This window comes from Paenibacillus roseus (genome assembly GCF_016424485.1).
GTDB lineage: Bacteria > Bacillota > Bacilli > Paenibacillales > Paenibacillaceae > Paenibacillus_D > Paenibacillus_D roseus.
Genome location: NZ_JAELUP010000103.1, coordinates 664,688 through 689,595, shown reverse-complemented (window position 1 = coordinate 689,595; position 24,908 = coordinate 664,688). Strand labels below are relative to the sequence as shown.

Below are 24,908 nucleotides of genomic sequence, written 5' to 3'. Positions count from 1 at the left end.
CCCCTGCCTCTAATAGTTTCGTTTAGCGATAAACCCGGCAATGTCGGTCAGATTTTTCTTGGCCGAAATAGTCGGAAGTTCCTCCAAAGCGCGGACAGCCTTGGCGATATAGCGTTCTGCCAGTTCTTCAGCGCGGGCAATGCCGCTGCTTTGCTTGATCAGTTCCAGCGCCCGCACTGTTCCCGCCTGACCCTCGGTATTGCGAATCCGTTCAATTTCGGGCAGCAAGGAATCTGCTACTTCCGGATCTTCCAGAGCAAACAATACGGGAAGCGTAATATTCCCTTGCCTGATATCCGATCCCGGCGGTTTGCCGATCTGCTTCTCGGTACCGCAAAGGTCCAGAAGATCATCACCAATTTGGAAGGCCATGCCTACATTATAACCGAAACGGTACAGATTCTGTGCAGTCGTATTGCTGCATCCTGCCGCAATTGCCCCAAGCTGGCAACTGATCGCAATCAGCAGCGCCGTTTTGCGCCGGATGCGCAGGAAGTAATTGCGCACTGTCTGTCTTGTATTGAAAAAATCCCGAATCTGTTCCATCTCGCCGATGCACATTTGCACCATTGCTTTGGATAAAACCTGGTGAACTTGCGGGACTTGCAAATCCGTAATGGTCAGCAAAGCTTTGGCATGAATGTAATCGCCCGTGTACATGGCAATCCGGTTATCCCACCTGGACTTCACGGTCAACTGTCCTCTGCGCGTATCCGCATCGTCAATGACATCATCATGTACAAGCGATGCCATATGGATTAGCTCAAGAGCAACCGCAACCTTTTTCAGCTCATCCAGGTTGTAGTTCCCGAATTTACCGGCCAGCAGTACAAAAACAGGTCGAATCCGTTTGCCTCCTGCTTTGAGCAAATGCAAGGATGTCTCACTGAGCAGCGCATGGTCCGACGTCATGGTCGCTTCCAATTCACTCTCAATGACATTTAAATCATGTTTCATTTTCGCATACAAGTCCAATAGTCTCATTCATTCACCTGTACAGCAGAAGGATTTGTCCAATATTCCATTTCGACCTTATGCGGCAACAGCTCAAGCTCGTTGGCAAGATTGAAATAAAGCTGCAAGCCCGCTTGCTGGGCCGGCCCAAAATCATAGTTGAGCTCGGTGAAATACCGGTACCAATAATCTGCTGTTCCTCCAATTAAGGTGCAGGCCTTGCGGACAAGCGGTTCCAAATTAACCAGGCTGCGCTGCTTGCTCTCCCACAAAGCTTGATACACTCTGGCTAACGTGGCTGGCGCCGCGAGCGCTGCCGACTTGCGAACAGCAACAAGCGCAAAAGTCATGCCGTAGCCTGTCCAGTTGCGCCACAACTCTCCAAGATCAAGCACTTCATAGCGGGAGTTTTCCCAAGAAGCTTTAATCGCATGATCTCCAATGAGCAACGCCGCATCCGAATCCGCCAGCATCGCCTCCAAAGAAGGAGGCTGTGTAACATAGGCTGGCGAAGCTTCATAATAACGCTTCATAATCATTTTTAATAGATTGACGGATGTCGCCGATGTGTTGGTCACGGCGATTTTTCCTCTGAGCACATGTTCCAGCGGCTTCTTCAAAAACAGCAGGATGGAGTTGACCCTTCTTGGGCTGCTAACAGAAAGATCCGGCAAAATCAAATAGTTGTCGGCATTTTGCGCGTAAGAAAATGACGATATCGCCGACATGTCCAGTTCTTCTGCGAACAGGGCCTGATTCAAACTGCTGGGGAGTTCGGACACTACCTCTACCCCGCCCATATCGCCGAAATAATGAAAAATAGGCCATGCGTTGGCGTAATCAATCCGGCCTAGACGAAAAGGACGGCTAGTTTCCATTATGAGCGTCCCCCCATCTTCTGTAAAGATCATGATCCAGATTCATATTGTCCATCACCTTGCCTACCATAAAATTAATCATTTCATCCATCGAGGAAGGCTGATAATAAAAAGCAGGCATGGCAGGGATCATTCGCACACCAAGGCGGGCCAGCTTCAGCATATTTTCCAGATGAATGGCATGTAGAGGGGTCTCTCTCGGGACAAGCAGCAGCTGCCGCCCTTCCTTAAGCGCCACATCCGCAGCCCGGGTAAGCAAGTTGTTCGATGCGCCGCTGGCAATCGAAGACAGCGAGCCCATTGAACACGGAATGACGACCATTCCTTCCATCCTGAAGGAGCCGCTGGCGATTGTCGCCCCGATATCCGCATTGGGATGGAAGGTCAGCAGCCCCTTGTCCATTTCACTGGCGAACCTGGCGCTCAGCGCATCCTGGCGCCTGGCTGTCTCCCACCCCAGTTCTTCCTTAAGTACTCTCCAGCCCGCTTCTGAAATGACCAAATGAACATGGATTTGCTGTCGCATCAGTTCCTCGCACAGACGGATGCCATAAATGGCTCCGCTTGCTCCTGTAATGCCGACCGCCCATCTTTTCACAGCAGTTGCAGATGACTGGCTTACCATTTGCGCAGCACCACCAGGTCAAACAAGGTGAAGATGAAAATAACCATGCTGAGCACACCATTCATTGTAAAGAACGCCACGTTGAGCTTGCTCAAATCGTAAGGCTTGACCAGCGTATGCTCATAGAACAAAATGGCGATCGCAATAATCGTTCCCGCCAGGTATCCCCAGCTTAAATCCGTCAACACAAACAACGTGAAAAAGCCAACCGCCGTAATCATATGAAAAATTCTTGCAATCCATAGCGACTTGGCAACGCCAAACCGGGACGGAATGGAGTGAAGCTTCTCATCGCGGTCAAAATCCGCATCCTGGCATGCGTAAATAATATCAAAGCCTGCCGTCCACAGCGCCACAGACACATACAAAAGAAGCGCCGTGAAATCAATTCGGCCGGTAATGGCTACCCAACCGCCAAGCGGGGCAAGTCCGAGCGTTAAGCCGAGCACGATGTGGCACAGCCATGTAAAACGTTTCGTATACGAGTAAATGACTAGCATAAATACTGCCAGCGGAAGAAGCTTGACCGATAGCGGATCAAGACGGAAAGCAGCCGCAAACAGCAAAACAAACGAAATCGCAATGAAAATAACGACCTCGCCTGATTTCAGCAAGCCTGCCGGGAGCGCCCGGGTTTTCGTCCGGGGATTGCGCAGGTCGATCGCTTTGTCGATCAGCCGGTTCAGACCCATGGCTGCGCTGCGCGCGCCAATCATAGCCAGTACAATCCAGCCGATTTCCGACCAGAGGGGGAGACGTTTTTCCAAAACAACAGCGCCAAGAATGGCGCCGACAAAAGCAAATGGCAATGCAAAAATACTATGCTCGAATTTGATCATTTCAAGAAAAATGCCGATTTTGCGAATCATGGTCTATCCGATCCTTTCGTTCCGATATGCAGCGCTGCAATTCCCCCCATGAAGGGGTAGGCTTGAACATGCCGCAATCCAATTTCCCTATAAATTTGAGCCAGCCGATTGATGTCCGGGAAGTTAACCAGAGATTCGGGAAGCCACTTATACTGGTCATAGCGCTTGGCGATCACTTTGCCGATCAGCGGCATAACCTTTTGGAAATAAAAATAATAAATCGACTTGAACGGCTGCCAGGAAGGCTTGGACAGCTCCAGACAGACCACCTGGCCCCCCGGTTTGACAACACGCTCCATCTCCTTGAGCACTTGAACCAGATCGGGAACATTTCTCAGCGCAAAGCCGATCGTGGCGTAATCGAAACAGTTGTCCTCAAAAGGAAGCGCCATCGCATTTCCCTGCACCAGCTTGATCTGCTGATTCATACTGCGATTGTCAACCTTATGCTGACCGATATCAAGCATATTCGCGCTGAAATCGAGGCCTACTATTTCACCGCTGCCGCTAGCCTCCGCCATGGAAATGGTCCAGTCGCACGTACCGCAACAGATGTCAATCGCAGTCGCGCCTTGCGGCATTTCCATCTTTTGCATCGTAAATTTCCGCCACGCCTTATGACGGCGAAAGCTGATCAAATCATTCATCATATCATACTTGGGAGCGATGCTCTCAAATACCGAATGTACAAACTGCTCCTTGGACTTGGGGTCCATTCTGTCACCTCATCTCGTTATATGCTGGAGCAATTGAAGGCAGGGTGCGTAAGAAAGATTCCCCGATCTGGCATAGCTCTTGAACCAGCTTATCCGATTCCAGCTTTCTGGCCGCGCTTTGGACATGGTCGACCGCCTGTCTCAACTGAGCGGCCAGATGGTTGCGAATATCGTATTTCGCCACTAAATCATGTGTGAGCGAATCTTCATGGGCATCTTCCTTGAGCATACGCTTCTCTTCTTCCGTTCCCTCTTGAAGCACATGCCAATATCCCCAGCTCCCCTTGAACTGTTCGGCTGTTTCAATCCGCTTCAGCTCGCCAGCAACAACCTCGCACTGGGAAAAGCCCTGCATAAGGGCCGGCCATTGCAGCCCGTTTTTTTCTTCCAGCATGCCGGAAAAAACGTCAAACAGCTCCGTTTTCAGTTTTACACACGTCTGAATGTACTCCTCTGCCGTAACACGAAGCAGCTTCATCTTCATATACAAGTTCATTTTCAAGCGATTCACTTCACAGATCGCCCCGCTCAGCTTTTTGATCAGATCAATCTGACTCTCCTGGGAGAGAAGATGATAGAAGCGGCTGCTGAAATAGTCCCCGGCAAGCACCTTCAGCTGGCGCGAGCGCATCGCTTTCTCTTGTTTTTGTCCGGTGTCCGTATCAATCAAATCATGTGTATCCAGTCCCATCTGGATAAGGGCGACCGCTAACGCGTACAGCTCGCTGTGCTTCTTGTTCTTGCATTCATTAGCCAAAAAAGCATAAAGCAGCCGGACGCGTGAATCAGGAAAATCGGGCAGCTCGGTATAATTCTGAATCATATCGTAATTGATATATTTGTTAGCCATTTCTGGTATGCGATAAGTTTCCATGGGACAAGCCTCCGAACAGCACAGTCAAGCATACTGAGCCTGATATCTAAATTATTATAGCACAATTTGATTGGTGAAGCATAACTACTCCAGGTTGTTTATCATATTGCTACAAGGCGAAAAAGCCTTCTGCGGCTGTAATTTTATCACTCCGGCAAGTCGTACCGCTCATGCCACAGCGGGGTAAAGTGAAGTCTCAGTCGCTTGCTCCAGCTCTCTTCAAGCAGATCACCTGCGTTCAGGAGCGGCAGAAGTTCGGCGAGCGCCTCATCCGACCGGCGGACATCGGCGGACACCAGCAGTTCCCGAGCAACGGCGGCTTTACCCGGCCCTGCTTGAGGCTGATGGTCCAGTACACGGATAAGCAGACGATCGACATTATTCTTTTGAATAAAGCAAAGCCGAAACAGCTCCAGCATATCCCGGTTAAGACTTTCGGCTGTCGACCGTCTGGCGGCCGCCAAATCAATCGCAAGCACACCCCGATTCAAATCCACGCGCTTTATTTTTTGCTGCAAGTCCAGGCCGATTAGAAGCTCTATGACATTATCGTAGTTTAGCAGATTGGGCTGTGCGGCTTTAAAAACGGCAAGTTCCTGCCGCGTTCCTCCTGCTGCGAGATCCGCTTGCGGCAGCCCCGACAACAACAGCGAAGCCGTAACGGCTATTATTGCAGCCGCTCCTAGCTGTTTCCAAGCTTTCATGCCTGTTCCCTCCAGTATAGGTCAATTTGCTTATGTATAATCAAATGCCCATACTGTATTGTACAAAAAAAATGAGCAGGCTATGCCTGCTCAATCGTTCGATTCAACGGTTCCGTATTTGGTTAGAACCGTAGCCTTGCCCCGAATCTTGATTGCGGAAGTATGGTCCGTGAATTGAGCAATGAGTATTTCTCCTCGATCCAGCTTCTCGGTATGATGGGATTTGGTGCTCTGTCCTCTGGTCAGACCAATCACCTGGACGCCTTGCTCATGAGCCTTGATAACAATGTAATCTTCGCTTGACGAATCCATAGCTTCTCCTCCTTTGCTTATTAGCCTGCTTCTATGTACAGCCCGCTGCGGAACTGATAATGACGTCTGAATCTAAAAATGCCTTCCTGAAAGCGGGTATCCGTCAGGAAAGCAGCCCAACAAAGCCATATGTTCTGGTCGGAGTAACAGGATTTGAACCTGCGACCTCGCCCACCCCAAGGGCGCGCGCTACCAGGCTGCGCCATACCCCGACAGTATAAAAACTACCCGCGTCTATGTACATGATGATGCTTGCATCCGCATTTGTCTAATCCATTATAATTGCAGACTATTCAATTGTAAAGGGACTGATGCAATGTTTGGAAGTCGGCTAATGATTGTCCCAATAATTAAAAACGCCCGAATCTGAATTCGGACGTTCATCCCTGATTACCATATTTTAGTTGGATACCAGATCTTTCAAGGATTTTCCTGGTTTAAAAGCAGGCATCTTGCTTGCAGCGATTTCGATTTCTTCTCCAGTTTGCGGATTGCGTCCTTTACGTGCGGAACGCTCCCGAACTTCAAAGTTACCGAATCCAACCAGTTGAACCTTTTCGCCGCTTTGCAGCGCTTCAGAAATCGCTTCGAAAACAGCATCAACTGCTTTAGTCGCATCTTTCTTGGACAATTCAGTTGACTCAGCCACTTTCGAAATCAGATCTGTCTTGTTCATATCATTCACCTCCCCTGGCGGTGTCCATTGGCTTCATTATCATTCTGTTTAACCCAAAAGCCGGTTTTTATACCTAAACCCGAACAAATTTATAGTAATACAGCCGAATACGAATTTCAAGTAGATTAAAAATTTTAAATGACCCTTTTAAAAATCTCACAAAATTCTCATGAGCGGCGGCGGCTCAGATGAACAAATGTGACGGCAAGCGCAAGCACCAAAACCGATCCTTTAATAATGTCATTGACATAATATTGAAATTTCATCATCGTCATCCCGTTAACCAGCACACCAATCAAAATCGCGCCAAAGAAAGTTCCGATGACGTTCGGCTTGCCTGCGGCGAATACAGAGTAGCCCACGAACACAGCGGCTACCGCTTCCATCAGATAAGGGGCTCCCGCGTCGATCTGGCCCGTCCCGATCCGGGAAGCCAGCAAGATACCGCCAATTGCCGCGAACACGCCGGAAGCCACATAAGCAGCCACGCGGATGCGCTTGACGCGTACGCCCGACAACCGGGCCGCCTCTTCGTTGCCTCCGATAAAATGCATTTGTCTGCCCCAACGAGTATACTTGAAGAACAGATGAACAGCAATAACGGTAAGCACCATGAGAATAACCGGAACCGGAACGCCGAGCCATCTGCCCTGTCCAAACCACAAGAACGATTCCGTGAACTTGCCCGGGGCGGTCGTACCATCTGTAAGCTGCATGTTGTTGTAGATGGTGTAGCCCTTCGTGAATGTACGGTGAACCCCGGAAATGATGTACATCATCGCCAGCGTCGCCAGCAAATCCGGAATTCGAACCTTGACAATAAGAAAGGAGTTGAGCAGACCAATCACTGCGCCCAGCACAATTGGAACCGTGATAACAATCCACAGAGGCTGGTTATACCAGACCATCAGTGCCGCAGCTACGACTGTACTGAGCGACACCGTAGAGCCAACGGACAAATCAAAGCCGTCAACCGTCAAGGAGAACGTAACGCCGATGGCTACAAAAGTAACAATGGAAATTGAGCGCAAAATATCCGTCAGATTCCCGTAAGTAAAGAAATTTTTGTTCATAATCGATAAGAACAGTATGATAAGGCCGATAACCAGCAATGCGCCGTATTTAAACAGCCACTCCAGCACTCTTGTTTTCATCGTTTCTCCTTTCCGCCGCTCGCATAGTAAAGAAGCTGCTCCTGCGTTGCCTCGCCGCGTGCGAATTGTTTGACCAATTGACCGTCGTACATGACAATAATCCGGTCCGCTATGCCAAGAGCCTCCGCAAATTCACAAGTAAAGTAAACAATTGCCTTGCCTTGGCCGGCCAGCTCCCCGATAATTCGGAAAATATCTGTCTTGGCGCCGATGTCGACACCTTTGGTCGGTTCGTCAAACAAATAGACATCAGCCTTGGTCTCAACCCATTTGCCTATGGATACCTTCTGCTGGTTGCCTCCGCTGAGCAGCATCGTTGGAAGCAGCGGAGAAGCCGTCTTGATGCCAAGACGGGAGATGACATTCACAGCCAGCTCTGATTCCTGACGGAACTGAATGAACCCGAGTCTGGAAAGTCCCCGGAGCAACGGCAGGCTCAAATTCCGCTGGACAGACTCCTCCACAAGAATTCCCTGCTTGCGCCGCTCCTCAGGAACAAGCACAATGCCGTTCTCCACCGCATCAGCCGGATTTTTAAGCGGAACGGATCGGGAATGCACCTTCACAGTACCGTGATCAAGCTTGTCCGCCCCGAACAGCAGCCGGGACAGCTCTGTCTTGCCTGCCCCGACAAGCCCTACTACCGCTACGATTTCGCCGCTCTTTACGTCCAGGGAGACGCCTCTTACATGGTGCCCGCGTCTTACATCCTTTGCCTCAAGAACAATACTACCGATAGCGGCCTCATGCTTGACATACTCCTCTTCCAGCGTTTTTCCGAGCATCGCCCGGATGACTTGATCCATGTCCGTCCGGTCCGCTTGGGCGTTCAGCACATTCTCGCCGTCACGCATAACGGTAATCCGGTCGCATAGCTCGAAGACTTCCGGTAGACGGTGAGAAATAAATACCGAGCCAATACCGTCCCGCTTCAATTGCTCCATGACACGGAACAACCGCTCAGCCTCTTCCAGGCTGAGCGGCGCAGTCGGCTCGTCAAAAATAACAAAGCGAGCCTGCTCCGTAAGAAGTCTGGCGATGAGCACCAGCTGCTTTTCCGCCAGAGACAACTCCTCTACCGTCTTGCGGACAGGGATTTGTGCGCCTAGCCGGGCAAGGACCGCCTCTGCTTCTTTGAACAGCTTGCCCCAGCGTACAAGTCCCTTCACGCGGCCGGTGGCAAGCTTGTCCATCATAATGTTCTCAGCTACCGTCAACCCCGGTACAAGTGCGGTATCCACTTCCTGATAAATGCAGTGAATGCCGTATGACTTGGCATCCAGCGGAGACTGGACCCGCACCGGCTTGCCATCGATAATGATTTGTCCGGAATCAGCGGTATACGCACCTGACAAAATCTTCATCAGCGTACTTTTCCCAGCCCCGTTCGCTCCCAGCAGCGCATGTATTTCACCGCCGCGAATATCGAAATGAACCCCTTTAAGGGCAGGAACACCGGCAAAAGATTTGCCGATGTTGTCCATTTGAAGATGGCCGATGACGCTCATCGTCCAGCCCCCTTACTGTTAAGTTTTATTTCGCAGCGATTTTCTCCAGCTCTTCCATCCAGTCCACCCAGCCCTGCTTGCTGGCTCCCCAGCCTTCTACAAATTTGTGAAGGTCTGTGGTGTTAACCTTTTCTGGCTGTTTAGGAAGATCCTCGCGTTTTACATAAGTTGGCGGCAATACAACCTTATCATCCGTTGTGTCGCCATGCAGTTTCTGGTACGCATAACGGACTTGTACACGTCCGATATCCTTTGGATCAACCGCTGCAGATGCTACCCAAGGAGTAGCCGGGTCCTGAATGATTTGCAGGTCCTCGTCGCTCATGTCGATTCCGTATACTTTAATTTCATCACGTCCGGCCGCTTGAATTGCACGGGAAGCTCCTTTAGCGAACTCGTCCCATGCTGCCCATACAGCTGTGATTTCGCCTTTTTTCGGATATTGTGTCAATACAGCTTCCATTTGCTGCTGTGCGTCCAACTGCGGGTTATTAGCGTTACCGAATGCGGAGATTTCTTTCAGATCAGGGTATTTCTCCTGGAATGCCTTATAAGCAATTTGGCGGCGCTCCATCGGCGCAAAGCCTGCTACCCAGATTTTTACGATACTGCCTTGGCCACCTGCATCCTGAGCAAGCTGCTCCAGCGTAACTTCAGCCATCTTCTGGTCATCCTGCGAAACAACCGTCACACCCGGAACGTTAACGTCAGCGTCGAACGCAACCACCGGAATGTTCTTCTCAACCGCTCTTTTAATTCCCGGCTCCAGCGCTGCCGCTTCGCCATGGTCGGTCAGAATGGCGTCAAAGCCCTGATTGATCGCTGAATCCAGATTTGCTACCATTTTGCCCAGATCATTCTCGGAAGCGAATACTTGCACCTCGCCGCCGAACTTGGCCGCTTGCTCTTTAACGCCGTCGATGTATTGGGCGGAGAATGTGCCTTGGTTGAACTGCATAATCAAAGCGATTTTTTTGCCCTTCAGTTTAGCAAGATCGCTGTTCTCAGCGCCCGCGGAATTCTCTTTACCCGCATTGCTTGCAGGCGGCGTATTGTCAGCCGGTTTACTGCCGCATGCTGAAACAACGAGCATAAACGCTGCAATAAGCAGCAAGATTGATGATTTACCCCATTTTTTCAAGATCGTTTCCTCCTGTTTCTCTACAAAAATATAATTTCTATTAACAATCATACCAGCTTTCCCTACTATGTCAATCGGATTTGTGAGTCATGCGCAAAGCTTGTCGATTCGAAAAGCTGGCACAATACATGCATTATAGAAATGTTGCTATAAAAAATCAATATTTTTCACCAAATCAACCTCAAATTACCCCTGGAAGCGTAAATGGCTTATAGCAAAAAAGCCATTTCCCTCCGAGTTCCAGGGAAAATGGCTTTAAACCTGAATATTTTAAATCGTACTTACAAAATGATTGCAATCAGCCCTCCGGAGCCTTCATTAATAATTCTGCCTAGCGTCTCCTGCAACTTGTATCGGGCATTATCTGGCATCATAGCTATTTTGCCCTGAATGCCTTCGCGTACGATGCTGTGCAGCGAGCGGCCGAAAATATCAGATTCCCAAATTTTGATCGGATCATTCTCGAAGTCCTGCATCAAATAGCGAACCAGCTCTTCACTTTGCTTTTCGGTTCCAATAATCGGCGCAAACTCGGACTCTACATCGACGCGGATCATATGAATCGACGGCGCAGTTGCCTTCAGACGCACACCGAAGCGCGAGCCTTGACGGATTAATTCCGGCTCATCAAGCATCATTTCAGCCAGTGATGGCGCAGCAATGCCGTAACCGGTCGTCTTCACCATCTCGAGCGCCCCGGAGAAACGGTCATATTCCCGCTTGGCATGGGAAAACTCTTGCATCAACTGCAGGAGATGATCTTTGCCGCGTATTTCTACACCGACAACCTCCATTAGGATCTGATCATACAATTCATCTGGCGCATACAGATCAATCTCGGCCACGCCCTGCCCCATGTTCATGCCGCTGAGACCCGCCCGATCGATGAATTCGTATTCCATGAACTGCGCGACAACCCGATCTACATCGCGCAGTCTGCGAATATCCTTCACAGTGTCGCGGACGGAATTTTCATAATTGCTGCGCACCCAGTGATTCTCATTCAGCACCATAACCCAGCTTGGCAAATTGACATTGACCTCATGGACCGGGAACTCGTACAGCACTTCACGCAGTACCGATATGACCTCGTCCTCGCCCATGGTCGCTACACTCAGGGTCATGACCGGAATATCGTACTTCTCCTGCAATTCGCTGCGAAGCTGCAGTGCTTCGTCACTGTTAGGGCGGGTAGAGTTGACGATCAGTACAAACGGCTTGCCAACCTCTTTGAGCTCCTGGATAACCCTTTCTTCGGATTCGATATAGGAGCTTCTCGGAATTTCAGCAATTGTGCCATCCGTCGTCACCACGACTCCCAGCGTGGAGTGTTCCTGAATGACCTTGCGCGTCCCGATTTCCGCAGCTTCCTGGAACGGGATCGGCTCCTCGAACCAAGGCGTTGTAATCATGCGCGGCCCATTCTCATCCTCATAGCCCTTGGCGCCCTCTACTGCATATCCTACGCAATCGACCAGTCTTACATTGACGTCCAGACCGTCAGTCACTTTAATTTGCACCGCCTGATTCGGCACAAATTTCGGCTCGGTGGTCATAATCGTCTTGCCCGCCGCGCTTTGCGGCAGCTCATCGATTGCTCTTGCGCGGTCAGATTCACTAGCGATGTTTGGCAAAACAACCGTCTCCATAAAACGCTTGATGAAGGTCGATTTGCCCGTGCGGACCGCACCGACGACACCGAGGTAAATATCCCCGCCCGTTCGTTCGGCAATGTCCTTGAAAATGTCCACTTTCTCCACTGAATATCCCCTCCCAATCAAATTTCCGAGTACAAGGTGGTACATCTCCTGCTGCAACACTGGCTTAGGACTGATGTCGCCAGGGTCCGCCGCCATCCACCGGACGAAAGAGCGGGTATGCGACGCAACTCGTACAAACATTTGGACTAGTAATATCATATTGTCCGGACTTGCTGTTTATGACCATCCTGCTGAAATCTTTAAAACCGCCGGCGCTTCGCCCTTCCAAGAAATGATATATGACGAAACTTTCATCTCTATGACAACAAGCGTAAACGGCTTGCCGTCTTTTGCAGGACAGAAGCTTCGTTTTACCATAGAAATAGCAGCTATATGTAAAGGGGTGCTTGTAAACTCTTAAATTTTCAAATAGGCTTCGCAGCCAGTTGTTTCTTCTGACGGCGAAGCCTGATGTGATAAAACAAGGGATCATTTTATACAGAGAGCAGTTGAAGCCCTCCCATATACGGCCGCAGCGCCTCCGGAATACGGATGCTTCCGTCCTCCTGCTGGTGGTTTTCCAACAGCGGGATCAGGATGCGCGGCGAAGCGACCGCCGTATTATTCAACGTATGGCAATACGCAAGCTTCCCGTCTTTGCCGCGACAGCGTATGTTGGATCTGCGTGCCTGGAAATCATGCAAATTTGAGGAGGAATGCGTTTCCCCGTATGCGCCTCGCCCAGGCATCCATGTTTCAATGTCATACTGCTTGTAGGTTTTCTGCGACATATCCCCAATACATACGGCTACAACACGATACGGCAATTCAAGCTGCTGCAGCAGGTGCTCCGCATGGCCGGTGATTTCTTCCAGAAGCTGATCAGACAAGGCTGCATCGGGCTCACAAATGACGACCTGCTCCACCTTGCTGAACTGATGCACACGGTACAGGCCGCGAACATCCCGCCCTGCCGAACCGACTTCACTACGGAAGCAGGTAGAGACGCCAGCAAGCCTCACAGGCTGATCTGCATCGATGATTTGGTCCGCACAATACGAAATGAGCGGAACCTCTGATGTACCGACAAGCCATTTATCTTCCCCTTGAATTGCAAAAGTCTGGTCCCTTCCGATCGGGAAAAAACCGGTATTGACCAGCGCCTGCTCTCTCACCATAAGCGGAACTTCCAGCGGCGTAAAGCCTTTTTGCACCAGTAAATCCAGGGCAAGCTGCTGTACCGCCCGGTGAAGCAGCAGACCGGCCCCTTTCAGCACATAGCTCCGCGTACCGCCGATTTTAACCCCCCCGGGAATATCTATGATTCCATGTAGTTCCCCAAGCTCTACATGATCCTTGAGAGGGAAGCTAAACGCCCGCTGTTCGCCAACACGCCTTATCTCCACATTATCTGCGTCCGAACGGCCTTGCGGCGTATCCGGCGATACGATATTAGGAACAAGCAGTTGAAGCTTTCCCGTCTCCGCCTGTACACGCTCCAACTGACTCTCCAGTCTCCCCAGCGTTCCGTTAATTTCCCTCACGCTGTCCCTTAACAGATCAGACTGCCGGATATCCCCAGCCTTCCGGAGTTCTCCAATCCGGCCCGACAGCATATTTCGCTTATAACGCAGTTCTTCCGTTTGCTGAAGAAGCTCCTTTTGTTCACGCTCTCTCTCCAGCAGTTCATCAACCGACAGGGCAATACCTTTTCCGTCTGCGGCTTGTTGCACCTGCTCCTTGTGTTCGCGAATCCATTTCATGTCCAGCATCGCATCTTCATCTCCTAATGTCCGTTATTAAACACAAAAAGCGCCCTCATCCCTTGGGACGAGGAGCGCTCTGCTCGCGGTGCCACCCAATTTGCCAAAACGGTATATGCCGCTGGCCACTTGGTTCCGCGATAACGGACGGATTCCGGTCAACTTGGGAAGTCATGCTAACGGCTTCCCTGGCGAAAACGCCTCCGAGTTGGATTCTCTTCACAGGCATAATCTCAATGTAAAATTATTCATTTCATTGTATTCGATACCAAAAGAAAAGTCAATGGAACCTGCGGAAGATGCTTTTACACGCAAGTTTGGCTTGAATTCATTCCTTCAACTTGCAACGCTGATGGCAGCTTTAACTCGCCAAAAAAGCAAATCTGGCTACTTGGCCTCAGCTACCGCCTGCGGGTCGCCATTGATCCAATGATAGGCCGTCGATTTGACCGGCACGAATTCGCTGCTGGCAACAAGCAGATCGCGCAGGTCAACGCCTTCCTTCGCTTTATTTTCAGAGCTCCGCTCCACAGCCTTCATGACGTCAATGCCATAGTCCACAAAAACCCGGCCTTCCTGATCTATCATCGCAGAAAGCGTCATGCCTGAATATATACTGCGAATAGCCGGCTCCTTCTTGCCAAGCTTGCTGTAGTCAATCCAGCTAAAGCCCGGATAAGCTTCCTCTCTGACAGGCAGTTCGTTATTGCTCCGTCTGTATGCATCTACCCAGCCCTGGATTTCAGCAGCAGCCTGAAAGGTGACCAGATCCATCAGTTTTACCGTTGGCTTGGTCTCCTCATCCTGAATGAGGAAATAGTAGGAACCGCCTTTCTCAAAGGAAACCCCAGGCAACTCAGAAATATATGCCATTCGTTGGAGCTTGGCCAAATCTACAATATACTTTTCGTATTTTGGTGTTTCCGACGTACTATTCTTAATCGGCAGCATGCCAGTTTCCTGTTGGTACTGCTCGATAACAGTCTGCATATTGCGGACTGCTTCACGGGTAGAAGCCTTGTTCTGCGCCAGATTTTCCTTTGGATACATACATCCGCCGAGCATCACTGTACTTAGCGCTGTCAATACGATCAGCCCGAATAATCTTTTTTTGCTTTTGTTCACTTCATTTCACCTCCTGCATGCTACCAGAGCTTATCTTCTTCCGCCTGTTTGGCAAGCTGACGCCTGACAGCCGCACGCAGCGGGTCCTCAGGTACCTCCACCACAGCCGCTCCCATAATTTTCGCCTGGCAGGATAAGCGGATGCCGCTCTTCTCCATCCCCGCCAGCTTCCGCTGCTCATTGTCCAGGATGGCCGACAGGCCGCTTCCGGCCAGGTCTGTTACCTTGCACATCAGACATCCGGCTTTTCCTGCACAGCGGCTGCGGATAGGTATCCCGGCCTTGCGTGCCGCATCAAACACGGTTGTGCCAGGCAGAACAGACACGGTGATATCATCGGGCATGAATGTAATATCGAATTTCATATCTTGTCCTCTTGCCAGCCGCTCGCCCAGCGATAGGCACTTTCAATTTGGTCCGGTGTCAAATGATTCCGCTGTACAATCCTTTTAAAGGCCGGAAGATGGCTCGCGGGATCGGCTGCCATCGCAGCTGAGATTTGGCGAAGCCGGTCTTCGCGGCTTCTGAGCAGGTTGAACCACAGTTCATGCGCAAGCGGAGCGACTGTGCAGACTTCGCCTTCAAGAACCTGAACCTCCAGTCCCAGCGGAAGCAGCAATTCCCGAACCTCCAGCTTGTACAAGCTATTGCCCGCACGGACCTCAAAACCGCCTACCAGTTCTACCGACAAGCCCCCTATCTCATAATGGCTCAAAATGGATCGATACCGCTCCGTCGTGCTTTCCTCCTGTCTGTCAATCGCATAAGAGGCCAGCGCCTGATGAATGAGCAGGGCATCTGCCTCATCAGCATACAAATCCAGGTCACGCGGGGAGACATCCAGCACGAGACCGCGCAAAAGCAGACCCGCGCTGCCGCCGACAACCCACTGAGAATGTCCGACAGCGTTTGAAACAAGTGACAATACAGCTCCCAGTTGATCCTTGGTAACCATCCACATCCACCTGTTTCTATTTAAAAATAAGGTTTGTTGACAACGTTCACTTGACCAGCGCCATTCTTGATCACTGCCTGGCAGGCCAGACGGTAGCCTTCATCCAGCTCCTCCTGCTCCAGACGATTCCACTCGGCATCGGTAACCTCCTCCAGGTATTCCATACCTTCTGTTACAAGACAGCGGCAGCGGGCGCAAGTGCCGCGGGTACACGAGAAGCCCCAGTCAACATCATGCTTCAAGGCCAGATCCAGGAGTGTAAGACCTGCCTCCGCGTCTACCGTTGCTTTTTTCGACCTTCCAATGATTTCAATCACGTTTCAAGCCCGTCCTTTCTGTATATATGCTATTGCAGATTCAATTGGTCTTGGGGTACTGATCCTCACAATATAGAGGCAAATCCATATATAAATCCGAATATTAATACTACAAATGCAACAATCGACAGTATAATTCGGACCGCGCCTCGGGTTTTCGTACGGGCAATCGTAATCAGAACAGCAGCAAGCGCCATCAAACCTATTCCGATAAACGAGACCCACATCTTCGTCATAGCATCCATGTCAGCAATCTACCCCTGCACAAGTATAGTATAAGAATTTTATAGCAATATGAACCCGATCTCACCAAACGCAAAAATTGCATAAGCGCTTTCCGCTTAACTCTATGTATTCGCTCTGCTTAAGTTCATTGGAATCAACCGTTATAGCAAACATTATAACATTGGTTAAAAAAAAGGACAAAAGCAGTTCCGCATGCCTGTTCGGCAATTGAAGGAAAATCCGCTTTTGTCCACAAGATCGTCATTTTTTCAGCATAGCTTTCATCAACTGTTCCATGCTTCCCAGGTTGGTTCCGTTCTTTTTGACAACCGAAATAATCTCATTGACTGTTTGCTCCGTCACCGGAATTTTAGCCATGGCGGATACCTGTTTGATCAGACGCCGGAGCTCTGCATCGCTTTTTAATGTTTTGGGCGTGACTCCACTGGCGATCTTCTTCACAGCGCCTTCCGTTATCGGTTTGCCGGATTTTTTGTTTACCGCCTTGAGAACGTCCTTCGGAAGATTTTTGTCTGCCATCTTTTCCCTCCTCCAAATTTGCCAGAGCTTCTCTTGCTGCTAGCATCATATGACGGTGGGACGGGAATGGTGATAGGCACTCTTCCTTACACGTGTTTGCTCCATGCCTTTGTAACTTCCTCAATTTCATGCGTACGGCCGCGTCCCATTAGCGCTTCCACAGCGAGTTTGGGAGACTTACCCTCGAACAACACTTGATAGAGCTGCTCCGTTATCGGCATCTGGACATCGTACAGCTTGGCCAACTCATAAGCGGCGCGTGTCGTGCGGATGCCCTCCACAACCATGCCCATCTGACGCAATACCTCATCCACCTCAAGCCCCTTGGCAAGCAGCGAGCCCGCCCGCCAGTTGCGGCTATGAGTACTTGTACAGGTTACGATTAGATCGCCGACGCCAGCGAGCCCGGCAAAGGTCAGCATATTGGCGCCCATGGCATCGCCAAGCCGTGCGATTTCGGTTAGTCCTCTTGTAATTAAAGCCGCTTTGGCATTATCACCGAAGCTTAGCCCGTCAGACAGTCCGGCTCCAAGCGCAATAATATTTTTGATTGCTCCTGCAACCTCTACGCCAATCAGATCGGGGTTTGTATACACGCGGAAATAAGAATTAATAAATAAATCCTGGGCCGACTCGGCATGATACTGCTCGGCTGACGCTACGACAACGGTTGTAGGCTGCTTGCGTACAACCTCCTCGGCATGGCTCGGACCGGACAGCACAACAAGCGTGCTCTCGCTGCGATCCAGCTCTTCGGCCAGAATTGTAGTCATTCTATTGTAAGTCCCGCTCTCAAACCCCTTCGTGGCATGAATGCACAGTACATCCCGGCCTATGTATGGAGCGGCAGCGCGCGCCACCTCTCTCATAGCTGCCGAGGGAGCCACAAATATAACAGCCTGGGCTCCGTTAAGCGCAGCCTCAAGCTCTGTTACCGCCTCGATGCCTTGGGAAAGCTCGACGTCACCCAGAAATCTCACGTTGGTCCGCTGGTTGTTGATTTCATCAGCTTGTTCCGAATTTCGTGTCCACAGACGAACCTGGTGGCCGTTGTCAGCAAGAACGGCGGCTAACGCAGTGCCCCAGCTTCCGGCTACAAGTACGGCTACTTTAGAAATGGTCATGCGTCACATCCTCTTGGCGCCAAGCTTGTTTTCCTTCCCCTGCAGAAGCTTGGCAATATTGGTACGATGGCGGAGAAAGGCAAAAGCACATAGCACGAGGCTCCCCCACAGAAGCGGGAGCGGCTTGTCCAACAGCAGGACGAACACCGGAGTCAGCGCTGCAAATACTAATGAGCCCAGAGAGACATAACGGGTAATGACAATCAGGACAATCGCTGCAATTCCGGCATATAAAGCCGGTATAAAAGCAACAGTCAGCATAACGCCCACAGTTGTCGCAATTCCTTTGCCGCCCTTGAATCCGAACCAGATCGGCCAGTTATGCCCCACGATGGAAGCCAGACCGCTGAGCACCATAACCCAGATGCTTCCCCCGCTGAACCAACTGCCGATAAAGACTGCTAGCACGCCTTTTCCTACATCAAGCAAAAATACGAATAATGCCGGGCCTTTGCCCAAGATGCGCAACGTATTCGTGGCCCCTGCGTTGCCGCTCCCGTGCTGACGGATATCAATACCCTTTACCCAGCGGGCGACCAAGATGCTGAATGCGACAGAGCCAAGCAAATAGCTGATAATGATCGGTAATACGGCTTCGAACAAGTCTCTTCTCCCCTAATCTTCCTCGGACTTCCTACGCGTATAAATACGAATCGGCGTACCTTCGAAATTAAATGCTCCCCGAATCTTGTTCTCCAGATAGCGCTGGTACGAAAAGTGCATCAACTCAGGGTCATTAACAAACACCACAATGGTTGGCGGCTTCACGGCTACCTGGGTCACATAATTAATGCGCAGACGCTTACCCTTGTCAGACGGCGGCGGGTTCATCGCTACTGCATCCGCTATCACATCATTGAGCAGATGTGTTTGAATTCTCAGCGCATGCTGCTCGGATACGTGATTGACAACAGGAATTAGCTTTTGCAGCCGTTGCTTGGTCTTGGCGGAAAGGAACACAATCGGCGCATAGGTCATAAACAGGAAATGGTCGCGAATGCTTTGCGTAAATTGCTGCATCGTCTTCTCGTCCTTCTCCACGACGTCCCATTTGTTGACTACAAATATGGAGGCCTTGCCCGCTTCATGCGCGAACCCGGCGATATGCTTGTCCTGCTCGATAATTCCTTCTTCCCCATTGATCAGAACGAGCACAACATCGGCTCTTTCAATCGCTTTCAGCGCACGCATAACGCTGTATTTCTCAGTTGTTTCATAAACTTTGCCGCGCTTGCGCATCCCTGCAGTATCAATCAGAACATAACGCTGGCCATCGCGCTCAAACGGCGTATCGATCGCGTCGCGGGTCGTACCCGCCATATTACTGACGATAACACGTTCCTCTCCAAGCAATGCATTAACAAGTGATGACTTGCCGACATTCGGCCGTCCGATCACCGCAACCTTAATCACATCGTCATCATACTCATCCTGCTTGGGCTCGGGAAGCTTCTCAACCGCCGTTTCCAGCAAATCTCCGATACCCAGTCCGTGTGAGCCGGATATGGCAATCGGTTCACCAAATCCAAGGCTGTAAAACTCATACACATCGTCCATTCGGTTAAAATTATCGACTTTGTTGACTGCGACAACAACAGGTTTCCTTGAACGAAATAACATTCGGGCTACTTCATCGTCCGCATGGGTCAAACCGGCTTTGGCATCTACCATGAAAATAATGACGTCCGCTTCCTCAATTGCAAGCTCGGCTTGCATTCGAACAGACTTCATAATTTCATCTTCGCCATCGATTTCAATTCCTCCAGTGTCCACAATACTGAAGGCCTTGCCATTCCATTCACCAGAGCCGTACAGACGGTCTCGGGTAACGCCAGGTTTATCCTCTACAATCGCCAGCCGGTCACCGATGACGCGGTTGAAGATCGTAGATTTACCCACATTTGGCCGCCCGACAATTGCAATAACGGGTCTTGCCATTGATTCCACTCCTTCGAAAATACTCACGATTACCATCATAGCAAAAAAGCGCTGGCTTGGCTAACATTTCATTTGGGATGATGGTTCACGAGGATCAGCGTACCGTCTTTCAAATCGTGAACCGATGCATCCAATATTTTCTCCAAAAGAAAAGCGGTTTCCTCCACCTGCTCCCGATTTTCCTCAAAAAAAATAGGGACTCCCCCTCGGACCATCTCTTTTTTAGTCGTGACTACAGCCACAATTTCAGCCATTCTCTAATTCCCCTCCTCGTTTACCTTGGCTTCTGTCGGCATCCGGACTGCCGATTCAAGAATCGGAACGCGCAATGCGATCTCTACCGCCTTGGCCGGGTCCTTCTCCTGGGGAAGAATAAACACGCCAAGCCTGCTGTCTCGCATATCCAGCTTGGCCATCGGAATGAGCGCCGGTTCGCCATCATCACGATAGACGCCAAGTATTGTAGACAAATCATACAAAATAGCCTGGCGCTGTCCCAAATTGCTGAGCGTCGCTTTGCTATTGGGATTGTTAGGCTTAATGATCAATCCGATTCCCCGCTCGCTTATAATTTCCTGGTTCGACTTCAATCCGACATTCATAATGTAAATATCTCCGACATAGAGATCCGCCCCTTCCTGGCGAACCGGAGCTAATTCAACTTCAGCGATATGGGAGATCGATTTCCCTGTGCGCAGCCGATGAACAACCAGGAGGGACAGCGCGCCTGCCGCAAGCCCCAGGTACCAGTTAAGAGTGATGGCCGTGAAGCTGGTTACAAAGGACGACATAATCACCAAATAATTGCGGCCCTCGAATACCATTGCAATGCCTTCAATATAGGTAGCGCCGCGCTGCACCAGCTCCATGCCGTCAATTTTCGTAAGTGTATCCCGCTCCATATTGCGGACATCTCGAAACTGTTGAGCAGCAACCGTCAGAAAGGTTACCGCCGTATAGTCTTTTTTTAGTAAAGCGGGAACCGCGACAGCGCCGAGGGCTGCGGCAATAATGCCAAGCGACAGATGGATAATCTTCCCGTGAGGATGTGTCGGGTACTGGCGATAATCCGTTCTCAGCATGGACAGCCGAGCAAGCAAGCCGAACAGTACGCCCATTATAATACCAATGGTGTACTTATTATTTAGCAAAAATGTACTCAAGATGGTTCTCCCCCTTGATCCTTTAATCGGTGCAGTCCCAGCTTAGAGCCAAGCTTAATAAACAGCTGCAGAACTACGGATGTGAGGCGTGCCAGAATAAGCGCGCTAACAAAATGGTCCCACCAATTCGCTCCCCCTATGTCATGACCTCCATTGCCGATGCTTAATCCCAGCAACAGCTGGCCAGCCGGGAGGGCGCAGGCCAATACTGCAAATTGATCCTTGAATGTGCCAACAAGCAATCCGGCCAGCAGCCCTGCAAAAAAAACACCGTCCCAGCCCGGTTTGAACACATACAGCACCGGATCAAGCCAATATAATCTGCCGCTCCAAAACCAGACGACAGCAATGAGTGCGGCTCCAAATGCCACATACATCAGCCCGGAGCGTGAGACGGAGACAGCACCTGCGATGATGCCCCATAATAGGAGCCAGGCTACACTTCCTTGTATGGCAAGACTTGCAGTTACAGGCCACATCTGGCTTGACAATAACAGGCTCCCGAGCAAGACGCAGCCAACAATCCGAATGGAAATCTCCTGTATAATCAGGCTTCTCCACCCCGTTGACAGCAAAATGCCGATCATTATTAGCAGCAAGCCTGCAAGATACCCGTCGTTCATTCCCAATCCCTCCTGCTGCTTCTATTATGTGTAAAAGCAGGCGAAAACATTTCAGGAGAAAGGCTTAAAGCGTTGCGTTTCAACTATGCGGAATATAGAACAGGCAGCTTCACCAAAAGTGAAGCTGCCTGTTTAAATACTTGCGCCGCTGCCAATTGGCAGCGGCGCAGAATATGAGGATAACTTATTTAAATTTGCTCAATTTGTCGCCGAATTTCTCAGCGAGCGTAAAGCTCATGCTTTGATTGCTAAGGCTTACGTTCGGGTTGTTGAGCTCTTCTTTTGGAGCGCGGGAAGATCTTTCAGCTCTTTCTTGCTTAGGAGCTTGCTCAGGCGCCTCTTCCGTTTCCTTGATGCTCAGGCTAACGCGTTTTTCAGCCGGATTGAAGTCCAGTACTTTCGCTTGCACTTCTTGACCCTCTTGCAGTACCTCGTGAGGCGTAGCAATGTGGCGGTGTGCGATTTGGGAGATGTGTACAAGGCCTTCAACGCCTGGCGCGATTTCAACGAATGCGCCAAAGTTGACCAAGCGGCGAACTGTTCCTGTTACAACATCGCCAGTATTGAATTGGCCAGCTGCAGACTCCCAAGGACCAGGCTGTGCAGCTTTGATGCTCAGACTGATTTTGCCTACTGCAGGATCAACTTTCAATATTTTAACTCTTACTTTGTCGCCTTCGGATACCAGATCCTTCGGATGAGCAACGTGCTGCCAGGACAACTCGGATACGTGAACCAGGCCGTCAACACCGCCGATATCTACGAATGCGCCGAACGGAGTCAAGCGTTGAACAGTACCTTCCAGCTCTTGGCCTGCCTCAAGGGAAGACAAAATTTGCTGTTTGTTCTGTTCAAATTCAGCATCCAAAACTTCTTTTTGGGAAAGGATTACTTTGTTGTTTTCTTTATCGATTTCTTTTACTTTAACGCGCAGCGTACGTCCTTTGTAGTCGCTGAAATCTTCAACGAAATGACGCTCTACCATAGAAGCAGGAATGAAACCGCGCACGCCTACATCTACAACAAGGCCGCCTTTTACAACATCAGCAACGGCAACTTCGAATACTTCACCGCTTTCGAAACGGCTTTGAAGCTGCTCCCATGCATTTTCGCCGTCAACCAGACGCTTCGAAAGAACAAGTCTTTCTTTCTCGTCATCAATGCTGACAACTTTCAACTCTACTTCCTGGCCAACTTGCACCGCTTCTGCAGCATTGTCAAGCTGAACAGCCGAAAGCTCACGAAGCGGAATCACACCGTCATATTTATATCCAAGACTAACAGTCGCTTGGTTGTCTTCAATCTTGACGATTGTTCCTTTGACCGTGTCGCCTTTTTTCAGCGAGACAAGATCCATTGCGGCCTGCTGGCTGATTTCTCCAGCTTCCTGAGCAACGGTTTCCTCTACTACAGATTCCTGTACCTTTGTTTCTTCTGACATTTGAAATACCTCCTCGATTCATACCCCAACTTTATTTAAACCTGTACCTGATATTTGAAACGTCCAGGACACAGTATTTAAAACGTTTTTTCACAAGCGCCAGCTATGTAAACCACATATCGGCGTTGCGCCCTAAATTAAAACCCTCGCATTGATGTCAGCCACATTTATCGCTTGCCACAGACTAGGCGGATCTTTTTTGTTCCCAAATTTTGTTCATGATTTTATCAGTAAGCCGCTCAAGCGCATCAGATGAAGTATCCTCTGTAAACTCGCTCAAGTCAACCGGTTTTCCATAAATTACTTGCATTGGCCGAAACCATTTGTATTCTCCGATCAACGTTACCGGGATGATTACAGCTCCGCTGCGGAGCGCAATCATGGCTGCCCCCTTCTTGGCTGCGCCGCCTGAGTTGCTGCGGCTGCCTTCCGGGAATATCCCCATGACACTGCCATCCTTAAGCATTTGAATGGAATTCTTTATCGCATCCTTGCTTACGCCGCCTCTTTTGACCGGGAACGCGCCCAGCCCGGAGAGAAATGCTCCTATCGGACGAAAGCTGAACAACTCCGCCTTGGCCATGTAATGAACCTTGCGTTGAAGCTTGATGCCTACGGCAACCGGATCGAAATTGCTGATATGATTAGAACAAAGAAGAACAGGTCCTTTATCCGGAATATTATCCAGACCCGTTGTCTTCAGGGGAAAAGCAATCGCAAAAAAAACACGGAGCGCAGCACGACAAAATCGATATAACATAGTTTACTTCGCCTCCACCTTTTTGGTTCGGCTTAATTCAACAATTTGCGACACAACTTGCTCAATCGTCAAAGACGTACTGTCAATGACGACCGCGTCCTCTGCGCAAATCAGTGGAGAAATCTCGCGTTCACTGTCCAACCTGTCCCGCTGTTCGATTTCCCTCTCCAGCTGTTCCAAGTCAACTCTGTCAGCCTGTCCGGTCTCTCTGTAGCGCCGCTCTGCCCGGATGCGGACAGAAGCAGTCAGAAACACCTTCAACTCTGCGTCAGGCAGTACATGCGTGCCGATATCGCGGCCGTCCATAACGACGCCCTTGCGACCGGCCAGCTCTCTCTGCATGGACACAAGCCGGGTACGAACCTGCTCAATCGCAGCAACCCGCGATACACGAAGATTAATTTCCCTGGAACGTATCTGTTCCGTAACATCTTCGCCGCCTAGCACAACTTTTTGCCCGTTCTCGCTGGGCAGCAGCCGGATATCAAGCGAAGCAGCCAGACTGCCTACTTGCTCGCTGTCCCCAGGCTCAATGCCTGCGCGGAGCGCGCCAAACGTAACGGCCCGATACATGGCTCCGGTATCGATATAAACATAACGAAGCTGTTCGGCTACCTTTCTTGCAACTGTACTCTTGCCAGCCCCCGCCGGACCATCAATCGCAATATTGATCAGTCCCGCGCCCTTCTGCATCATTTCCACCGATTAAATTCCTCCTTGAGTAAGAGACGAAGCAACGCTAAAGCGCGTCAGCGGCATTCTTCTTAAGCTTTAACGGCTTCCGCTCAATGCGGGGCATTCTACGGAGAAATAGAAGCAAAGT

General features: G+C 50.3%; 29 protein-coding genes and 1 tRNA gene. All 30 read right to left on the bottom strand.

What is annotated here, in order from left to right; all coding sequences use genetic code 11:
- Positions 1 to 9 precede the first annotated feature (9 nt).
- Positions 10 to 984, bottom strand: a complete 975-nt coding sequence (gene hepT / locus JFN88_RS20180) for a heptaprenyl diphosphate synthase component II (protein WP_199021065.1) — start codon at positions 982 to 984, stop codon at positions 10 to 12.
- On the bottom strand, positions 981 to 1,832 hold the full coding sequence (locus tag JFN88_RS20175) for a menaquinone biosynthetic enzyme MqnA/MqnD family protein (RefSeq protein ID WP_199021064.1): 852 nt from the start codon (positions 1,830 to 1,832) through the stop codon (positions 981 to 983). Before JFN88_RS20175 ends, hepT begins: the two co-directional genes overlap by 4 nt.
- Positions 1,822 to 2,457, bottom strand: a complete 636-nt coding sequence (locus tag JFN88_RS20170) for a UbiX family flavin prenyltransferase (protein WP_199021063.1) — start codon at positions 2,455 to 2,457, stop codon at positions 1,822 to 1,824. Before JFN88_RS20170 ends, JFN88_RS20175 begins: the two co-directional genes overlap by 11 nt.
- Positions 2,451 to 3,326 carry a UbiA-like polyprenyltransferase gene (locus JFN88_RS20165; protein WP_199021062.1) on the bottom strand — a complete coding sequence of 292 codons (876 nt, stop codon included), beginning with the start codon at positions 3,324 to 3,326 and terminating at the stop codon, positions 2,451 to 2,453. The genes JFN88_RS20170 and JFN88_RS20165 overlap by 7 nt, the downstream gene beginning before the upstream one ends.
- Positions 3,323 to 4,042 (bottom strand): demethylmenaquinone methyltransferase, encoded by a 720-nt coding sequence (locus tag JFN88_RS20160; RefSeq protein ID WP_199021061.1) that lies wholly within the window; start codon positions 4,040 to 4,042, stop codon positions 3,323 to 3,325. Before JFN88_RS20160 ends, JFN88_RS20165 begins: the two co-directional genes overlap by 4 nt.
- A gap of 4 nt (positions 4,043 to 4,046) precedes the next feature.
- Positions 4,047 to 4,916 (bottom strand): heptaprenyl diphosphate synthase component 1, encoded by an 870-nt coding sequence (locus JFN88_RS20155; RefSeq protein ID WP_199021060.1) that lies wholly within the window; start codon positions 4,914 to 4,916, stop codon positions 4,047 to 4,049.
- Positions 4,917 to 5,062: 146 nt separating this feature from the next.
- Positions 5,063 to 5,620 (bottom strand): hypothetical protein, encoded by a 558-nt coding sequence (locus JFN88_RS20150; protein WP_199021059.1) that lies wholly within the window; start codon positions 5,618 to 5,620, stop codon positions 5,063 to 5,065.
- A gap of 90 nt (positions 5,621 to 5,710) precedes the next feature.
- On the bottom strand, positions 5,711 to 5,932 hold the full coding sequence (gene mtrB, locus JFN88_RS20145; RefSeq protein ID WP_199021058.1) for a trp RNA-binding attenuation protein MtrB: 222 nt from the start codon (positions 5,930 to 5,932) through the stop codon (positions 5,711 to 5,713).
- A 135-nt stretch (positions 5,933 to 6,067) separates the two neighbouring features.
- Positions 6,068 to 6,144: transfer RNA gene (locus JFN88_RS20140), tRNA-Pro, on the bottom strand.
- Positions 6,145 to 6,332: 188 nt separating this feature from the next.
- Positions 6,333 to 6,608: a non-specific DNA-binding protein Hbs gene (gene hbs / locus JFN88_RS20135; protein ID WP_028561300.1), complete on the bottom strand. Its 276-nt coding sequence runs from the start codon at positions 6,606 to 6,608 to the stop codon at positions 6,333 to 6,335.
- A 167-nt stretch (positions 6,609 to 6,775) separates the two neighbouring features.
- A complete protein-coding gene (locus tag JFN88_RS20130) occupies positions 6,776 to 7,762 on the bottom strand; it encodes an ABC transporter permease (RefSeq protein ID WP_199021057.1) in 987 nt (328 codons plus the stop codon).
- Positions 7,759 to 9,270 carry a sugar ABC transporter ATP-binding protein gene (locus JFN88_RS20125; protein WP_199021056.1) on the bottom strand — a complete coding sequence of 504 codons (1,512 nt, stop codon included), beginning with the start codon at positions 9,268 to 9,270 and terminating at the stop codon, positions 7,759 to 7,761. The genes JFN88_RS20130 and JFN88_RS20125 overlap by 4 nt, the downstream gene beginning before the upstream one ends.
- 25 nt (positions 9,271 to 9,295) lie before the next feature.
- Complete coding sequence (locus tag JFN88_RS20120) at positions 9,296 to 10,411, bottom strand: sugar ABC transporter substrate-binding protein (protein WP_233168075.1); 1,116 nt, start codon at positions 10,409 to 10,411, stop codon at positions 9,296 to 9,298.
- 281 nt (positions 10,412 to 10,692) lie between these two features.
- Positions 10,693 to 12,171: a stage IV sporulation protein A gene (spoIVA, locus tag JFN88_RS20115; RefSeq protein WP_199021054.1), complete on the bottom strand. Its 1,479-nt coding sequence runs from the start codon at positions 12,169 to 12,171 to the stop codon at positions 10,693 to 10,695.
- 434 nt (positions 12,172 to 12,605) lie between these two features.
- Positions 12,606 to 13,883, bottom strand: a complete 1,278-nt coding sequence (gene serS, locus JFN88_RS20110) for a serine--tRNA ligase (protein ID WP_199021053.1) — start codon at positions 13,881 to 13,883, stop codon at positions 12,606 to 12,608.
- A 378-nt stretch (positions 13,884 to 14,261) separates the two neighbouring features.
- A complete protein-coding gene (locus JFN88_RS20105; protein ID WP_199021052.1) occupies positions 14,262 to 14,999 on the bottom strand; it encodes a YphF family lipoprotein in 738 nt (245 codons plus the stop codon).
- A 20-nt stretch (positions 15,000 to 15,019) separates the two neighbouring features.
- Positions 15,020 to 15,364 (bottom strand): 2Fe-2S iron-sulfur cluster-binding protein, encoded by a 345-nt coding sequence (locus JFN88_RS20100; RefSeq protein ID WP_199021051.1) that lies wholly within the window; start codon positions 15,362 to 15,364, stop codon positions 15,020 to 15,022.
- Positions 15,361 to 15,954: a nucleotidyltransferase family protein gene (locus tag JFN88_RS20095; protein WP_199021050.1), complete on the bottom strand. Its 594-nt coding sequence runs from the start codon at positions 15,952 to 15,954 to the stop codon at positions 15,361 to 15,363. Before JFN88_RS20095 ends, JFN88_RS20100 begins: the two co-directional genes overlap by 4 nt.
- 20 nt (positions 15,955 to 15,974) lie before the next feature.
- Complete coding sequence (locus tag JFN88_RS20090) at positions 15,975 to 16,271, bottom strand: 2Fe-2S iron-sulfur cluster-binding protein (RefSeq protein ID WP_199021049.1); 297 nt, start codon at positions 16,269 to 16,271, stop codon at positions 15,975 to 15,977.
- Between the two features lie 65 nt (positions 16,272 to 16,336).
- Positions 16,337 to 16,516, bottom strand: coding sequence for a DUF2768 family protein (locus tag JFN88_RS20085; protein ID WP_199021048.1), 180 nt, complete (start codon positions 16,514 to 16,516; stop codon positions 16,337 to 16,339).
- Positions 16,517 to 16,757: 241 nt separating this feature from the next.
- On the bottom strand, positions 16,758 to 17,036 hold the full coding sequence (locus JFN88_RS20080) for a stage VI sporulation protein F (RefSeq protein ID WP_199021047.1): 279 nt from the start codon (positions 17,034 to 17,036) through the stop codon (positions 16,758 to 16,760).
- A gap of 86 nt (positions 17,037 to 17,122) precedes the next feature.
- Positions 17,123 to 18,160, bottom strand: coding sequence for an NAD(P)H-dependent glycerol-3-phosphate dehydrogenase (locus tag JFN88_RS20075; RefSeq protein ID WP_233168071.1), 1,038 nt, complete (start codon positions 18,158 to 18,160; stop codon positions 17,123 to 17,125).
- Between the two features lie 3 nt (positions 18,161 to 18,163).
- Positions 18,164 to 18,763, bottom strand: a complete 600-nt coding sequence (gene plsY, locus JFN88_RS20070) for a glycerol-3-phosphate 1-O-acyltransferase PlsY (RefSeq protein ID WP_199021046.1) — start codon at positions 18,761 to 18,763, stop codon at positions 18,164 to 18,166.
- 12 nt (positions 18,764 to 18,775) lie between these two features.
- The gene (der, locus tag JFN88_RS20065) at positions 18,776 to 20,098 is read right to left on the bottom strand and encodes a ribosome biogenesis GTPase Der (protein WP_199021045.1); all 1,323 of its coding nucleotides are present in this window, start codon (positions 20,096 to 20,098) and stop codon (positions 18,776 to 18,778) included.
- A gap of 68 nt (positions 20,099 to 20,166) precedes the next feature.
- Positions 20,167 to 20,352: a capping complex subunit for YIEGIA gene (locus JFN88_RS20060; RefSeq protein WP_199021044.1), complete on the bottom strand. Its 186-nt coding sequence runs from the start codon at positions 20,350 to 20,352 to the stop codon at positions 20,167 to 20,169.
- 3 nt (positions 20,353 to 20,355) lie between these two features.
- The gene (locus tag JFN88_RS20055; RefSeq protein ID WP_199021336.1) at positions 20,356 to 21,216 is read right to left on the bottom strand and encodes a YIEGIA family protein; all 861 of its coding nucleotides are present in this window, start codon (positions 21,214 to 21,216) and stop codon (positions 20,356 to 20,358) included.
- A gap of 41 nt (positions 21,217 to 21,257) precedes the next feature.
- Complete coding sequence (locus JFN88_RS20050; RefSeq protein WP_199021043.1) at positions 21,258 to 21,884, bottom strand: YphA family membrane protein; 627 nt, start codon at positions 21,882 to 21,884, stop codon at positions 21,258 to 21,260.
- A gap of 184 nt (positions 21,885 to 22,068) precedes the next feature.
- Positions 22,069 to 23,325 carry a 30S ribosomal protein S1 gene (gene rpsA, locus JFN88_RS20045; protein WP_199021042.1) on the bottom strand — a complete coding sequence of 419 codons (1,257 nt, stop codon included), beginning with the start codon at positions 23,323 to 23,325 and terminating at the stop codon, positions 22,069 to 22,071.
- A gap of 184 nt (positions 23,326 to 23,509) precedes the next feature.
- Positions 23,510 to 24,085: a lysophospholipid acyltransferase family protein gene (locus tag JFN88_RS20040; RefSeq protein WP_199021041.1), complete on the bottom strand. Its 576-nt coding sequence runs from the start codon at positions 24,083 to 24,085 to the stop codon at positions 23,510 to 23,512.
- 3 nt (positions 24,086 to 24,088) lie between these two features.
- Positions 24,089 to 24,781 carry a (d)CMP kinase gene (gene cmk / locus JFN88_RS20035; RefSeq protein WP_199021335.1) on the bottom strand — a complete coding sequence of 231 codons (693 nt, stop codon included), beginning with the start codon at positions 24,779 to 24,781 and terminating at the stop codon, positions 24,089 to 24,091.
- Between the last annotated feature and the right edge of the window lie 127 nt (positions 24,782 to 24,908).

Bases quoted from the DNA above. Each gene is read 5' to 3' on its own strand.
- hepT (WP_199021065.1), bottom strand. From the start codon at position 984: ATGAGACTATTGGACTTGTATGCGAAAATGAAACATGATTTAAATGTC.
- JFN88_RS20175 (WP_199021064.1), bottom strand. From the start codon at position 1,832: ATGGAAACTAGCCGTCCTTTTCGTCTAGGCCGGATTGATTACGCCAAC.
- JFN88_RS20170 (WP_199021063.1), bottom strand. From the start codon at position 2,457: ATGGTAAGCCAGTCATCTGCAACTGCTGTGAAAAGATGGGCGGTCGGC.
- JFN88_RS20165 (WP_199021062.1), bottom strand. From the start codon at position 3,326: ATGATTCGCAAAATCGGCATTTTTCTTGAAATGATCAAATTCGAGCAT.
- JFN88_RS20160 (WP_199021061.1), bottom strand. From the start codon at position 4,042: ATGGACCCCAAGTCCAAGGAGCAGTTTGTACATTCGGTATTTGAGAGC.
- JFN88_RS20155 (WP_199021060.1), bottom strand. From the start codon at position 4,916: ATGGAAACTTATCGCATACCAGAAATGGCTAACAAATATATCAATTAC.
- JFN88_RS20150 (WP_199021059.1), bottom strand. From the start codon at position 5,620: ATGAAAGCTTGGAAACAGCTAGGAGCGGCTGCAATAATAGCCGTTACG.
- mtrB (WP_199021058.1), bottom strand. From the start codon at position 5,932: ATGGATTCGTCAAGCGAAGATTACATTGTTATCAAGGCTCATGAGCAA.
- hbs (WP_028561300.1), bottom strand. From the start codon at position 6,608: ATGAACAAGACAGATCTGATTTCGAAAGTGGCTGAGTCAACTGAATTG.
- JFN88_RS20130 (WP_199021057.1), bottom strand. From the start codon at position 7,762: ATGAAAACAAGAGTGCTGGAGTGGCTGTTTAAATACGGCGCATTGCTG.
- JFN88_RS20125 (WP_199021056.1), bottom strand. From the start codon at position 9,270: ATGAGCGTCATCGGCCATCTTCAAATGGACAACATCGGCAAATCTTTT.
- serS (WP_199021053.1), bottom strand. From the start codon at position 13,883: ATGCTGGACATGAAATGGATTCGCGAACACAAGGAGCAGGTGCAACAA.
- JFN88_RS20100 (WP_199021051.1), bottom strand. From the start codon at position 15,364: ATGAAATTCGATATTACATTCATGCCCGATGATATCACCGTGTCTGTT.
- JFN88_RS20095 (WP_199021050.1), bottom strand. From the start codon at position 15,954: ATGGTTACCAAGGATCAACTGGGAGCTGTATTGTCACTTGTTTCAAAC.
- JFN88_RS20085 (WP_199021048.1), bottom strand. From the start codon at position 16,516: ATGGATGCTATGACGAAGATGTGGGTCTCGTTTATCGGAATAGGTTTG.
- JFN88_RS20080 (WP_199021047.1), bottom strand. From the start codon at position 17,036: ATGGCAGACAAAAATCTTCCGAAGGACGTTCTCAAGGCGGTAAACAAA.
- JFN88_RS20075 (WP_233168071.1), bottom strand. From the start codon at position 18,160: ATGACCATTTCTAAAGTAGCCGTACTTGTAGCCGGAAGCTGGGGCACT.
- der (WP_199021045.1), bottom strand. From the start codon at position 20,098: ATGGCAAGACCCGTTATTGCAATTGTCGGGCGGCCAAATGTGGGTAAA.
- JFN88_RS20060 (WP_199021044.1), bottom strand. From the start codon at position 20,352: ATGGCTGAAATTGTGGCTGTAGTCACGACTAAAAAAGAGATGGTCCGA.
- JFN88_RS20055 (WP_199021336.1), bottom strand. From the start codon at position 21,216: ATGGGCGTACTGTTCGGCTTGCTTGCTCGGCTGTCCATGCTGAGAACG.
- JFN88_RS20050 (WP_199021043.1), bottom strand. From the start codon at position 21,884: ATGAACGACGGGTATCTTGCAGGCTTGCTGCTAATAATGATCGGCATT.
- rpsA (WP_199021042.1), bottom strand. From the start codon at position 23,325: ATGTCAGAAGAAACAAAGGTACAGGAATCTGTAGTAGAGGAAACCGTT.
- JFN88_RS20040 (WP_199021041.1), bottom strand. From the start codon at position 24,085: ATGTTATATCGATTTTGTCGTGCTGCGCTCCGTGTTTTTTTTGCGATT.
- cmk (WP_199021335.1), bottom strand. From the start codon at position 24,781: ATGATGCAGAAGGGCGCGGGACTGATCAATATTGCGATTGATGGTCCG.